Annotated in this window: 13 protein-coding genes and 1 pseudogene; 8 read left to right on the top strand and 6 right to left on the bottom strand. The window is 60.4% G+C overall.

The features are described 5' to 3' along the window. Positions 1–97: 97 nt before the first annotated feature. Positions 98–1,366 (top strand): IS256 family transposase, encoded by a 1,269-nt coding sequence (locus AXW67_RS36175; RefSeq protein ID WP_063679989.1) that lies wholly within the window; start codon positions 98–100, stop codon positions 1,364–1,366. A 301-nt stretch (positions 1,367–1,667) separates the two neighbouring features. Here the strand turns inward: AXW67_RS36175 and AXW67_RS36170 are convergent, their stop codons facing one another. Together AXW67_RS36170 and AXW67_RS36165 are read right to left on the bottom strand one after the other, a co-directional pair. Further along, on the bottom strand, positions 1,668–2,303 hold the full coding sequence (locus tag AXW67_RS36170; protein WP_051311003.1) for a DUF6036 family nucleotidyltransferase: 636 nt from the start codon (positions 2,301–2,303) through the stop codon (positions 1,668–1,670). Further along, the gene (locus AXW67_RS36165) at positions 2,300–2,686 is read right to left on the bottom strand and encodes a hypothetical protein (protein WP_063681747.1); all 387 of its coding nucleotides are present in this window, start codon (positions 2,684–2,686) and stop codon (positions 2,300–2,302) included. The genes AXW67_RS36170 and AXW67_RS36165 overlap by 4 nt, the downstream gene beginning before the upstream one ends. A 670-nt stretch (positions 2,687–3,356) precedes the next feature. On the opposite strand from AXW67_RS36165, the gene AXW67_RS42445 reads away from it, so the two are divergent. After that, a complete protein-coding gene (locus tag AXW67_RS42445) occupies positions 3,357–3,668 on the top strand; it encodes an SEC-C metal-binding domain-containing protein (RefSeq protein WP_136624055.1) in 312 nt (103 codons plus the stop codon). A gap of 893 nt (positions 3,669–4,561) precedes the next feature. Here the strand turns inward: AXW67_RS42445 and AXW67_RS42440 are convergent. Continuing rightward, positions 4,562–4,858: a hypothetical protein gene (locus tag AXW67_RS42440; RefSeq protein WP_136624056.1), complete on the bottom strand. Its 297-nt coding sequence runs from the start codon at positions 4,856–4,858 to the stop codon at positions 4,562–4,564. Between the two features lie 537 nt (positions 4,859–5,395). Between AXW67_RS42440 and AXW67_RS45130 the strand changes: the two genes are divergently transcribed. Continuing rightward, positions 5,396–5,662 carry a recombinase family protein gene (locus AXW67_RS45130; RefSeq protein ID WP_082905934.1) on the top strand — a complete coding sequence of 89 codons (267 nt, stop codon included), beginning with the start codon at positions 5,396–5,398 and terminating at the stop codon, positions 5,660–5,662. 28 nt (positions 5,663–5,690) lie between these two features. Here AXW67_RS45130 and AXW67_RS36140 read toward each other — a convergent pair whose 3' ends face one another. After that, positions 5,691–5,924 carry a hypothetical protein gene (locus AXW67_RS36140; protein ID WP_063681742.1) on the bottom strand — a complete coding sequence of 78 codons (234 nt, stop codon included), beginning with the start codon at positions 5,922–5,924 and terminating at the stop codon, positions 5,691–5,693. A gap of 597 nt (positions 5,925–6,521) precedes the next feature. Here AXW67_RS36140 and AXW67_RS36135 point away from each other — a divergent pair. From AXW67_RS36135 to AXW67_RS36120, 3 genes are all read left to right on the top strand, one after another. Further along, positions 6,522–6,929: a hypothetical protein gene (locus AXW67_RS36135; protein WP_063681741.1), complete on the top strand. Its 408-nt coding sequence runs from the start codon at positions 6,522–6,524 to the stop codon at positions 6,927–6,929. A 730-nt stretch (positions 6,930–7,659) separates the two neighbouring features. Further along, positions 7,660–7,935 (top strand): hypothetical protein, encoded by a 276-nt coding sequence (locus tag AXW67_RS36125; RefSeq protein ID WP_063681739.1) that lies wholly within the window; start codon positions 7,660–7,662, stop codon positions 7,933–7,935. Positions 7,936–8,185: 250 nt separating this feature from the next. Further along, positions 8,186–8,485, top strand: a complete 300-nt coding sequence (locus tag AXW67_RS36120; RefSeq protein ID WP_063681738.1) for a hypothetical protein — start codon at positions 8,186–8,188, stop codon at positions 8,483–8,485. Between the two features lie 504 nt (positions 8,486–8,989). Here the strand turns inward: AXW67_RS36120 and AXW67_RS36110 are convergent. Both AXW67_RS36110 and AXW67_RS43510 read right to left on the bottom strand, forming a co-directional pair. After that, positions 8,990–9,286 (bottom strand): hypothetical protein, encoded by a 297-nt coding sequence (locus AXW67_RS36110; RefSeq protein ID WP_063681736.1) that lies wholly within the window; start codon positions 9,284–9,286, stop codon positions 8,990–8,992. A gap of 396 nt (positions 9,287–9,682) precedes the next feature. After that, a pseudogene (locus AXW67_RS43510) lies at positions 9,683–10,186 on the bottom strand (methylase); the annotation flags it as partial. A gap of 102 nt (positions 10,187–10,288) precedes the next feature. Between AXW67_RS43510 and AXW67_RS36100 the strand changes: the two are divergent. Beyond that, the gene (locus AXW67_RS36100) at positions 10,289–10,588 is read left to right on the top strand and encodes a hypothetical protein (RefSeq protein WP_161491328.1); all 300 of its coding nucleotides are present in this window, start codon (positions 10,289–10,291) and stop codon (positions 10,586–10,588) included. A 947-nt stretch (positions 10,589–11,535) separates the two neighbouring features. Beyond that, positions 11,536–13,194: reverse transcriptase domain-containing protein (locus tag AXW67_RS36095; protein ID WP_063678757.1), on the top strand; the 1,659-nt coding region annotated here is incomplete at its 3' end.

The following is a 13,194-nucleotide window of genomic DNA, read 5'->3' as shown; positions in this document are numbered from 1 at the left end:
GAGCTATGCGGGAAAGTGGGTGATGACGGCCTGAGATAGGCGGCGTATCGAGGCGGGTGTCGAGCCTGCCAGAACCTCTCAAGGAGAGCGATACGCCATGAACGAGCCTAGCAACATTGTCGCGCTGCGTCAGCCCGACGAGATCGATGATCCACTGACCAATATCCTGCGCGCCGGTGCGCGGCAGCTTCTGGCGCAGGCGGTCGAGGCCGAAGTCGAGACCTTTCTTGCCACAGTGAAGGATTTGAAGCTTGCCGACGGACGCGCCCGTGTCGTGCGGCATGGTTACGGCCCGGCGCGAACGATTGCGACCGGCATCGGCCCGGTCGAGGTGGCGCGGGCGAAGATTCGGGATCGCGGAGCGGCCGGCGATGGCGAGCGGATCCGGTTCAGCTCGGCGATCCTGCCGCTGTGGGCACGGCGGACTCGAAGCCTGGATGCGCTGTTGCCGGTGCTCTACCTGCGCGGCCTTTCGACCGGCGATTTCCAGGAGGCGCTGACGGCCTTGCTGGGCAAGGACGCGCCGAACCTATCGCCCGCGGTGGTGTCCCGGCTGACGGCCGAGTGGCAAGGCGAGTACGAGCGCTGGCAGAGGCGCGATCTGTCGGCGCGCCGATATGCGTACGTGTGGGCCGATGGCGTCTTCCTGCAGGCCCGCATGGAAGACCACGGCGAGTGCATGCTAGTGCTGATCGGCGCGACGCCGGAAGGCAAGAAGGAATTGATCGGCTTCCAGGTCGGGGTGCGGGAGAGCGCGCAGAGCTGGCGTGAGCTCCTGATCGACGTCAAACAGCGCGGATTGCAGATCGCGCCCGAAATTGCCGTCGGCGACGGCGCGCTCGGCTTCTGGAAGGCGCTCGAGGAGGTCTTTCCAGGCACGCGGCACCAGCGCTGCTGGGTGCATAAGACCGTGAATGTCCTCGACAAGGTCCCGCTCTCGGTGCAGGCCACCATGAAGAAGGACCTGCGCGAGGTCTACTGGGCGCCGAACCGGGCGTCCGCCGAAGCAGCGATCGACGTCTTTGCCGAGAAATACCGTGCCAAGTACGGTCGGGCGGTCGAATGTCTGGTCAAGGATCGCAGCGTCCTGCTGGCCTTCTACGACTTTCCTGCCGAGCATTGGGATCACCTGCGCACCAGCAATCCCATCGAGAGCGTGTTCGCCACCGTGCGGCACCGGACGGTGCGCACCAAGGGTTCGTTGTCGCCGACCACCGCCAGGCTGATGGTGTTCAAGCTGGTCATGGCTGCATCAAAAACCTGGCGACGGCTCAAGGGCACAAATCAGTTGCCGAAGCTCATCGCAGGTGTCAGATTCAACGACGGCATCGAGGTTATCCAAGTGCCGGCAAACCACGCCGCCTGATCGCCTCGTCACCCAAAATTCCGCATAGCTCAAGCCATCAATGTTCGGGTCTTAGTGTCGATGCCGAGCGCACGCAGCCGATGATAGAGCGTCGCGCTGGACAGCGGTGCGTCTTTGGCGCAAGCGAACACGTAGCGCCGATTGCCGGTGATCTGTTGTCCACGCCGCAGGATTGCGAGGGCTTGATAAGCAAGTGCGGCTGTGACCTACCCGGGGTAGGACGCGGACCAACTAGTCAAGACGACCGATATGGTCTGCAAGCGAGGCACTTCTCTCGGAGGAGAAAGAACGCTAGCAATGGTTAGGATCCGAGCGTATCGCTTGGCGCAGCGTCTGGCTTCGGCGCGTCCGCGAGGCTGCGTAGGAAGTTTATGGCTCGCTCCTGAAGTTCGGCCTCCAGTTTGGTCGCCTTGATGCGCTCGATAACGAGCTCGCGATCGAATGGCCGCGCCTTGTGATAGCCCTCCACGAACTCCTTGTCCTTCTCGGACAAGCGGGCGAGCTTGGAAACAATAATGTCCTCAGGACATGGTGCGACGGCAAGGACATTTCGACCGTCGACTTCGACCGTCTTGGTGATCGCGCGCTTATTCCAGTCTTCTGGCAACCTCGCTGTATTCTCGTCGACACCGTCGATATAAAAGCCGTGCTCCCTATGGAATTGAGAACCCTCGCCATAGAGAGCGTTGATTTCTTCTGAGGCCTCTGGATCGTCGTCTGGATCCAGCTCCTTTTGCTGAATTTCCCAGATCTTTGCGTTCTCCGGATAAGCGTCGATCTCGCCGGAGGTGCGTAGAACGACCGGCGCGTCGGGCCAGGAGAGCAAGATACTCTGACTGCCGATGATGAAGACCTTGTCGGTTTTGAACAGCCTGGCTATCACCCTGACTGTCTCGACAAGGTCTTCAATAGTTCTAACGAACGAGCGTTGTGTCACGCGGCGATCCGCGGAAGCTCCACGGTCTGATGGATCACGGATCTCTCAGCAATCCGCTTCGCCGCCTTCCAGATACGACGTCGCAAAGCGTGGTCCTCGAAGTTGACACCTTCCGCCAAAACGAATGGCGAGGACAGACGCAGACGCGTCATCTCTTCGTCGCGACTTGTCAAACGACGGCGTACCGTAGACGGAGGAAAGCCAAGGACGTCTGACCATTCGCGAACGAAATCGTAGCCTTCGTAACGCTGCGAGCTACGGGCCAAAGAATCCTTCGCCCTTTCGACCAGCGACGGGTCGCGACCGATCTGCCGCGCAATAAGCCGATGCATCATCAGCTTCGCGGTGTCGTTCACATATTCCCGGTTGATCCGAATGCTCATGGCTCTCGACCAATACCTACCTCAAAACGGGAAAATAGGCACCTACCCGTAAAATTCCAGCTTACTCACCAATCCCATACGACAGGGTATGTTCCCTTTCCGTTCAAGCTAGCAGTTCCAGCAGGACGGGGCAATCGCCAAAAGGAGTGTAATGATACCGAAACTGACTTCGTCATCTATCGCCTATTTTCTAAATCTTCACGATCAAAAATCTATTAAAATCAATGCATTAATGTAGCTAAATCACCGCAGATGGGCTAGTCCCAGGAGACACGGTTTTCATCCCAGAACCAAAAGCTGATCGGAACCGGATTGAGGCGTATACCGGCCATTAGAACTGAGATCTTCGAAAAAGTCTTTACTAGTTCCCCACGGGAGGTTTCGGCACCATCCTTCGCCTCTGCCGCGAACTCAACCCGCACCTTCAACCTGTGTGGGTCCCCGTCAGACCTGAGCCTGGCGCAATCATCATCGAATGCTTTAGCAACGTTTCCGCCAGGGTTGCGCGCGACGGAGGTGCACTGCTTTACGGATGGACGATTTGGGAATGGCCGCGCGTTTTCATTGAAGCGGAGCATCATGCCGTCTGGGACATGGATGGCGAGCTTTTCGACATCACGCCGCACGCAAACAGCGAGCCGAGGATACTGTTCTTGCCGGCCCCAATCGCGTGTACGACTTTGAGGGCAAGAAACGCCTCATCAACGAAAAGAGAAGTTTGGGTGTGTTCGCAAGTGTCGAACACTGGATCGCAGCAAGCGATCTTCTTCAGCACTCGTTGGAAGAACATTCAAACGGCGCCGAAATTCGAATGAAACGCAGCACGTTGAAAGCGCTATGGGAAAATGCTCGCAATGCACAAGCCCAAGTTCTAATCGATCTCGCGTCCAGCACGAAAGTCAATTCGCCGTGCTCCTGCAACAGCGGTAAAAAATTCAAGAAGTGCTGCGCACACCTGATTGACCTGACGCGCCACTCTTGAGATTTGTCGCAGCTAACTGGGTAGAATTCTTAAGCTTGTCAATATTGACGCCTCTCCCTCCGATGAGCAATCCAGCGGGAAAAACCAGCTAGCATCTTCATGCGCTCTCGATGAGTTGCTTCATGCAAAATAGCCCGCTCGGCTTTCGTGCTCTTGCCGTAGCGTCTGCAACGCTACCTTGTTTGAGGTGGCCTCAAGCTCTCGATGAAATGCGCGCGGTCCGCTGTCTCAAGGGCTCCATTCGAGTGTGTCTCGTCTTCGAGAAAGCTGCGCAGACGTTGTCGGACCGCGGCGCTTTCGCGATGGATATGCCGGTTAGTCAAAAGGTCGCGGGCCGCAGTCGATTGCTATGCTCAGCAAGCAGCTGCGGCGCGAAAAGGGGATCGCGCCGTTCAGCACTTCGAGCGATGAGGATCGTGCGGATGCACCACAGCGCACGCCTAGTCAGTAGGATCGAGTTGAGTTCATCACCGAACCGGGCGAGATACATCCCGAAGTCTGTGGCTCGATCAATCTCGCCTTGATAGCGCGGGCGGAATTGGAAAGCCGATTGAAGCTTCACGAGGTAATTGTCTGGATCGATGAGCGGCTTCGCCTCCCGCGCCAAGTGGCAGACGAATAAGTCGCCGTCGCGGGCATCCTGTTGCAGTTGACGCCATGGATACAAAAAAGCGAAAGATGACCGACAGAAACGTGACGGGTGTCCTTGTCGAGGCTCACCATAAGAAGATCCGTGTCGGACCCTTCCGCGTGATCGGCACGTGCTAGGCTTTGGGATGCAGCGGCGGTGTGCGTAGCCGCCGAGGACGACGACGCGCGGCCCAACCTGTCCGCAATGAATGCACCGCCGCGACTTGTCGCCCCAGGGATATCTCGGTGCCATTGGCGCGCTCCTAGCGGGTTTCGCGCGGAAGGCGGCGAACGGTCCCGCTGCCTTCCGGAAGGCTGATTGTCTGTATGGTCGATCCGTCGAGATCTTGCGATTGCTCAAGGATCGTCTCGCCGGCGTGCCGCGCCTCGAGGTCGAGCGCGTGCTCGGCCAATGTCCGCGAGCCGCCGCGCCTGGCCCGCGCCTCGGCCTCCTCAACGATGCCTTGCGCTTGCTGGGCTATCGAGACTGCGCACCAGCACAGGCAGCGATGCTGGAAAGCTGCTCGCTGACGGATCGGTTTGCAGTATTCACGCGTCAATAAGCAATATCCTTCCCCCTCGCCGTTCCTTCCCCGCGAGGTGGACCGGCGGTCGCGAGGCCCGGTTCTGACTCGCCTCTGTTTCCGGGCCTCGCTTCCTCAAACGACACGGTCTCGTCGTCTCCCGCACGCGACGCTCCGAGAGCGCCATCGCGATGGGTGTCCCGTCAGGCAGGGCCCAAGCGCATACGTGCCTCCAAATAAAAAGCTGCGCCCTTGGCCGCTCCCGCGGGCCGGCGCGTACCCTGCGAACGGCCTCGCCCCAGCAGGCGGCGGGGCCCGTCAGCTCGGCCGCCTGCACGCCCCCGGCTGGTCCACGGTGGGAACGATTGGCACGAAAATTGATAGCGCCGTCTACGGAGATGGGGACCGACTCGCGGCCAGGCGCGCGGGATCTTCCTTTTTGGGGCTCATTTCGCTTGATTTCGCCTGTGGGGCCGCCATGAGGGTGTTTGGATATTGCCGGGTCAGCACCGCAGAGCGGGCGAACGGTGGCCTCTCGGTGGACACTCAGCGCCAGCAGATCACGGCTACGCCATGATGAAGAGATGGCAAGTCGACGAGTTCTTCATCGAGGGCGGCGTCTCCGGCTCTGTGCCCCTCGCTAATCGGCCCGAAGGGCAACGACTCCTCGCCGCGCTCCAGGCCGGCGACGTCATCATCACGGCCAAGCTCGATCGCACCTTTCCGCTCGGCTGCCGACGCGCTCGGCACGCTCGAGCAGCTGTCCGCGGTGGCCGAGAACGAGCGCGATCGCATCCGTGCCATCGCGTGACGCGACGCCTGTTCGTGAGGTCCGACTGACCGCCGGAGAATTGAGCGGCCCGCTTGCTCACCACGGAACATAGATCGCGACAAAGCCAACGAGCGCGAGAAGCACGCACGCCCAGGCGATGGGGCTAACCAGATCTTCGGCGCTCGCCGTCTCTATCAAACAGTCCACGATTGCCGCCGCCGTCAGCGCCGATACGCAGGCCAGAAACTCGTTCATCCAGCCCCAATGGACATTCGAGGCGAGCACAATGAAACACGCGGTGAGCGCCGCGCCTATGCGAATCGATCGCATTTTTGAGAAATCCCCAGCCGGTGAGCCATAGCACAAGCCCCGGCGGGGGTTCTCCGCTATCTTCCATTGGCGATGCATGAATTCCACGCGGAGAACCCGTCGCGCGAGGAAAACACGCACCACCGGGCGCGCCGCTACGGGGACGGTTCTTGTCGAGCCTTAGATCGGGGGGCGCGCCGCCGCGTTGGCCACGTCCCTAGAGCCTCCGGACCATCCGGCGCCAAGATGTGCTTCACGTCGCCGATGCCGTATTCGCGATCGAAAAAAGCGCTGACGGCGCGCCCCCCTAAGGCCGTCGAACTTGGGGAAGCCCCGCCCTTCGAGCAGGAGGACGAGTTGCCGCCACTCTGCCGTCCGTCCGGGTCCTAGACTAGCACTGCGCAGGCGATCGCCTCCTCACTCGCGAACAGGGGCAGCTCATCTAGGGGGCGGAAGCGGGGTGCCATTGGGCTTGTCTCTTGCTGACGCGCATCTTCGGAGCAGCGGCCAGAATGGAAATCAGGGCGACCAGGTCATCGTCCGCTTCCAGGAAGGCGATGGCGAGTCCGGCAAGATCGTCCAGCGCGTCTCCATTGCGACCCGGACACGCCTCCAGAGGTGCAGTCGGGCGAGATCATCATCTGGACCAAATTCCAGCAGAGCGGCGGCCCGACTCCAGACGCCGGGCAGGGCGGCCAAGGCGGAACCGGGCAGCAAATCTACTTCAAGAAGGACGGCTCGCTCACTGTCACCGATGGCAGCGGGGCGACCTATCTTCCGGACGGCGCCGGCAACATCAAGGTGACCGCAAAGACCATCCAGTACGATTGCCAGACGTTCACGCTGGTGGCGAGCGGTGACGTCGGCATCAAGGGTAGCGGCAACGTCGAGGTCAAGAGCGGCGGGAAGCTTGGTCTCGACACTGGCGGTGCGGTTGTCGTGCAGGGCCATGGCGACGTGTGCGATGGATCGGTCACGCCGCCGAGCGACCGGCCGCCGATCGATCCGTTCGAGGTGCTGAGATGACGTAATTGGCGGGTTGANCCCCGCCAGTCCTGCGGCCACAGCACGTTGTCGCCGCTCCGGTCCGGCGCCGGTCGGGTGAAGCACAGGCGTCGGCGGGCACGCGAAACATGATGGGCAGCATGATGAGAGTGTCAGCGCGCCGGCTGTGCCGGCAATTCGGGGTACGTCCAAAGCCTGGCACCGGCGTGCGCGAAATGGAGACGTCAAGCGTTAAGGTGATCGAGCATCTGATCCGGACGCATGGTGTCGAGCACATGGTGCTGACGCTGCGCGTCCTCACAGAGACTCATCCGGCCAACCGGTCGCACCTGAACCGACACGTCATCACCGCAGTGAACGCGGTGTGCCGTTTCCATCGGCAGTGGACCTCGCTCGGGCTTCCGTTTTTGGAGGCCTGGGATTCGTTGGTCCTTGGCGCGCTGCGCGAACTCGCCATTGCATGCCGGCTCCGGCGGCCCCACCTTTGGAGCGTGCTTTATGATCCTCGTCGAGCGCCTAGCGCCGATGCTCGATTCGCTGACCGAGAGGAAACTCCAGCCAACGCCGGTCAAGCTCCCGCCGAAGCCGCCGCGATCGATCACGCGCATCCCTGAGGTTGAGGCGAAGTTGCAGCTCGGAAACAAGCTCCTTCAATTGAAGGCGGCGACGTCCACTGGCAAGTTCGGGCGCCAAGCCCGCCTGCAATTCGCGACTGATCAGCAATTCGCCGGCGAGACGATGCGCGTGGCCCATGTACGATGGCCGACGCGAGATCACCGCTCGGCTTTCCTGGGCGGCGCTGGTCGAGCTGGCATCACCATCCGTGCCGGACAATCTTCGCCAGGAGCTCGAGCAGCGGATCCTCGCGGGTAAGCGGGTCGGAGCGCCGGAGATCCGCCACGCCCGCGGCCGGCTCCGCAACGGCCGGCAGCGCCGAAAGAGCGAGGCGCTCCTGGTCGCGGCCTCACTTCATCGACCACTGCGCGTCGTGATCCGTCGAAGAGGGGCGACCAAACGCGGGACTTAAGCGCGAATGCGCGGCTCATTGCATTAATCGATACTGTGATGGCCTTACGGTTACTATGCGGTAACCCACGTGGGAATCACAGGCGCATACTCGGCCCAGCGTCACGGTCATGCGTAACGCACCAGATCTGAAGGCCGAGACGACTCGCTCAGGCGAGAGGCAATGTTCGTTCGTTGCGTACTGAGTTTGTCGGAGCCAAGGCCGACAAACTTTGCCAGTCTCCGAGAGATCATATTCCGAGGCTCTATTCGTGATCATTGACACTGCAAATGACGGGGCCGCCCGTCGTGTCCAATTCAATCCTCCGCTCGAAGCAAACTACATGACGGTTGACGGCATCCGCAGCGGCAATTGCCTCGTGCTGAACACGGGCGACGATGGTGCCTTGCTTGAGCACGTCCCGCCAACACTCAGGGAGTTCTTTTTGATCTTCACTTCGGCTTCAGCGGTACGCCCGGTCTACCGACGCTGCAAGAGGGCATCGATTCAGGGCACCAAGATGGATGTCGACTACGATCGCACGCAACCGTGCTTTGCACGGCATATGTAAGAAACAGCTGCATGATCATAGCAAGCCGCGAAGATATCGACCTCCACGGCAACAAATGGGAGGAGACGGTCGTTTGGATGGGCGACGGAGCCTTCAGGGTGGAAGTTCGCTCGGATGACCCTTGTGGCTGTCTCAGTGCTGAACTCAATCTGCTAGAGCTTTCCGAGTACATACAGAAGACAGCGGCCCCGCCCTTCGTGTGGAGGGTGTTGCTTTGACCGGGCCGCCGCAATGATTGCTATTCGCCGCCTGCCTGCTCGCGCTGCCTGTAACGGATTGGTCGGCGCTATCGTCAAGGGCGCCAAGCAGCCAGTTTTTCTGTAGCGGTAACGGTCGGGATGCTGGCGGTTATGGTCGCCGGTTACTTCGTTCGCTAGGCACGTCTCAGCCCCGGTGTCTAGCCGGGGCGGCAAGGTGGTTGCCCGTCAGGGCGCCTTGTCGCCCCATCATTCACTATCAGGTCGGGCGGAGAGTTGATCGGCCGGAGCTCTACGTCATTGCGCGCTACTTCTTGTAGCTGGCCAACGCTCGGCGCCCTTCCTCGGTTACTCCGACTGTGATTCCGTTGTGACCACCGTACATCACTGCCGACCCAACCTCTTCCACAGTCAGTCCGAGGTCGCGCGCCACCTCGTACCAAAGATACTGTTGCTGGTCGTTTGGGTTGTCGGCGATCAGTCTGTTGAGGTGGTAGACGACCCTCGTTGCCATGGCGTTGTGCTCGGCAGCCTTGCGCCGCAATCTGTCCTTCGAGCCCCGATGAGGATCAAGCTTTGGCTGCAGCGGTAGTCGTGTCGTCATTGGGGTGATCTCACAGGAATGTAGTTCCGGAATCCGAATTTAATTCAGCGGTGAAATCTGCACGAAAACACGTGCAGCGTGATGATGCGCAGGCCAACGGGCAAGGCTGGCGAGAATTCTTCAGCTCTCACCTAATGCGGGCCACCGCGCTGCGCGAACAGCACGATGGCCCTGACCATGATCACGGAGTGCACCGTGCTGGCAGCGTGCTTAGCACGCCAGCAATAAACTCGTCCTCATCTATCGACGGCTCAGGAGCCCACCGGCGGGCGTTTCTGACCGGGCTATCTTCGGCCCTCCTGGCGGCTGCAGCCGCACCGGTGGCGACGGCTGCGGCGCTGAGTGATTCCGAGCTGATAGCGCTCGGCCGAACAATTTCACGACTCCACGATCTGGGGAAGCGAGGTTCTCGATCAAGCGGTCGCGGCGGGCGACTGCCTCCCCGGCTCTCGACCGGTTGACCGTCGCGATAGACAGGCCGGAAGCAGAGATTGCCCTCCTGGTCGGTGAAGGGCTCATAGAGCTGGACCGGAAAGGAATGGGCGAAATAGTCGAGCACGTACTCGCGCGGAGTGATGTCGACCCGGACGTCGACCCACTCCTCAGTCGGGATCTCGGCGAGACGGCGCTCCATCAACGCCTCGCCTGTCGAGACGATCTGGATGACAGCGGCGTGTCCAACCTCAAGATCGCGCTCGATCGAGCGGATCAGCGACGGCGTCTTCATCGAGGTCAGCAAGTGCCCGAAGAAGCGCTGCTTCGCGCTTTCGAGGCGGATCGCGCCGCGGATTTGGCCTGCCCGTTCAGCGTTCCGGTCTCGCCGATGATGTTGACGGCCCGCATCGCGGCGTCGAGGTTGTTGTGGATGATGCTGAACGCATCGGCGTACGCGTCGTAGATGCTGTCGCGCGATCGGGAAACTCAGTCGTGCCTTCGCATCCCGGATCGGACGAAGCCCGAAACGGCTGGCACTGGTTGGCACGGTCGGCTATGTTGGCTGCCATGAGCCATTACATTTTGGATGGACACGAGCCCAAGCGCACGGACCCGGTCGCGTGGCAACAATGGTATGAATCAGCCGACCGTGTTGTCGCGAGGACGCCGATAGGTCCGGATATCGTCATCTCAACGGTGTTCGTGGGTCTCGATCTCGGATGCGATCCAGATCGCCCCCTTGTTTTCGAAACCGAGGTCATGGAAGCCGGCATAGCCTCCGTCGACGCCCGGCGGGAGCGTTACCCAACGTGGGTCGAAGCTCAACTGGGCCACGCAAAAATCGTAAGCGAGTATCGCGGCATCTAAGCCTGCATTTTCTGCGCTGCACTGAAACTGCGAAGCGGTCTGCCTTCCATCCCATTTCTTTAAGGGATTTTGACTTGAGTGGCTGGGGCCGCAGGCCCTGATCAGGCGTGCGCGAACGCGCATCGCCCGACTGAAATGGCACCCGGAGAGCGTGAGCATAGCGATCCGAAGGGGCACGCGGGTCCGAGTGCAGCGACGAGACCGGTTAACAGCGGCACCCCCGGGGGCAGTGATAGCGATCGCCGAAGGCGCGCCCCTTTCCCGAGTGCCCCCGGCGAGGAGCTCCGATAGTCGTTGCGCGAGGGATCGACGCCGCACGGCGTGCGCCGTTGAGGCGTGGAGAAGAAGGGAGTGTTCGAAAGAATAGAGCCTGCTGGTTATGGCTCTTACTTGCCCGGCTTACCGGTGTCGGAAACGACTGAGACTCCGAAAGGAGAACGGGACCAAAGCATGCCGGGAAACGTCTCGAAATCGGGCGCCGCAGCCCAGTGGAGAGCACAAAGTAAGGTGTGCATGGTGAAAGCTGTATTGCCTGAATCCCAGTTTCCAGTTGCCAAAGGGCTGGCCGTAGCGAACGCGGCTGACACGCTATGCCACGCGGGGCAGATCGCACCGGCCAGTGCGATCCGCCACCAGTCTGCGTGGGACGACCACCATCCGTGGGTCAAGGAGACGAATGGGACACCTAAACACACCGCAACTTCCTACACACGCAACTACGGGATCGCCTGCAGCAGGCTCTTTCAAGAACCTGTATGGCGACGGAGCCGTCATAGTACCCAAATGCCCGGCGTAATGACCGGGACAGCCACCGCGAGGTGGACGATCATGCGTATAAGGCCGGGTGACCGGACCGAAAGCGCCTCCGATCGGGGGAAGGAGGATGCCGCTAAAAACGGCATTTGCAGTATGCGTAGAAGAGATTCTTCGACGGAGAGGTTCTGCTGATGCAGGCCGCTACCATCCAGAGAAGAATTGAATCACTGCCGACTTTGTCGCGGTCGGGTAAGCGCGTAAATGGCCTTCACCGCCTGATGAGATCTCCGCATCTCTTCGAGTGGGCCTACGAAAAGGTCTCCCGCAACAAGGGAGCCCTGACGCCCGGTGTAGATGGCAAGACCTTCGACGGCATGTCGCTGGCGAAGCTCGCTGACATCGCCAGGCGCGTAGCAGATGGCACTTATCGCTTCCGGCCAGTCCGGCGGGTCTATATCCCAAAGGACAACGGCAAAACACGACCGCTGGGTATCCCAACGGTGGAAGACCGGCTCGTTCAGGAGGCGGTCAGGATTCTTCTCGAAGCGATCTACGAACCCGTGTTCCTCGACGAGTCGCATGGGTTCCGCCCGAGACGATCCTGTCATACCGCACTCAAGTCCATCAAGAAGACCTGGACGGGCTGTAAGTGGCTGGTCGAAGTGGATGTGCGTGGGTTCTTCGACAACATCGACCATGACATTTTGCTTGGGCTTCTAAAGAAGCGGATCGATGACGATAGGTTCATCGCTCTGATCGAAGGAATGCTCAAAGCAGGTTACATGGAAGATTGGGTCTACGGACGCACCTATAGTGGCACGCCACAGGGCGGCGTTGTCTCGCCCCTGCTCGCCAACATCTATCTGCACGAGCTGGACCAGCACATGCAGACAATGAAGGCGGGCTTCGACAAAGGCCGCGACCGACGTCCATTCCCGCGCTACGCGGCGCTGGAACGGCGCGTACTCAGTCTCCGCCGTAAAATTGAACGGCTCCGCGCCAGCGGCGCGGATCGGGCCGAGATCGACGCTGCACTCGCGGAGATCAAAGCCATTAATAAGGAGAGACGGAAAGTGCCCTCCGTCGATCCGATGGACCCGAACTTCAAAAGGCTCCGCTACTGCCGCTACGCCGATGACTTCCTCATCGGCATAATCGGGAGCAAGCGGGAAGCGTGTGAGATCATGGTCTGCGTCGAACAATTCCTGACGGAGACATTGAAGCTCACCGTGTCGCCCGAGAAAAGTGGGGTCTATGCCGCTTCAAAGGGAGTGACCTTCCTCAGCTATCGCATCTCGACATACACATCCTATGGGGCTGGACGCAAATCCAACCGCACGGGACCGGATGGACGGACATGGCGCGTGGTACGCCGGCCGACCACCGGCAATGTCAGTTTGCGCGTGCCGCGGAAGGAGGTCACCGCGTTCTGCAAGCGACACGACTATGGCGATCTCGCCAGAAAAACTGGCCGTCCTCGCGAGCAGTTCTTGGTTACCAGCGATGTCGCAACCGTCCTCGCCTATAACTCAGAGTTCCGTGGTTTTGCGAACTACCATTCGTTTGCTGATGACTTCAAGGGCGCCTTGGGACTGTTGGAGCTTGTTGTGTTCCGCAGCCTCGTGAAGACGCTGGCGATGCGACATCGGACGACGAGAGCGAGAACCATGGCGCGTCTGTGGAATGGTACGGACTACGAGGTCAGCTCCGTGGTCCGTGGTAAGCTTCGCAGCATCAAGCTGTGGAGACTGAAGCATCTGACCCAAACCTACTGGACGAGTCCTGTGGTCGACAACGTCACGGCAGGGGCGTGGTGGGTCAAAAGCCCAAATGATCTGATCGATCGCCTC

Source organism: Bradyrhizobium neotropicale (assembly GCF_001641695.1).
Taxonomy (GTDB): domain Bacteria; phylum Pseudomonadota; class Alphaproteobacteria; order Rhizobiales; family Xanthobacteraceae; genus Bradyrhizobium; species Bradyrhizobium neotropicale.
The sequence above is the reverse complement of the archived record's forward strand: the minus strand, read 5'-3'. Positions and strand labels throughout refer to the sequence as shown.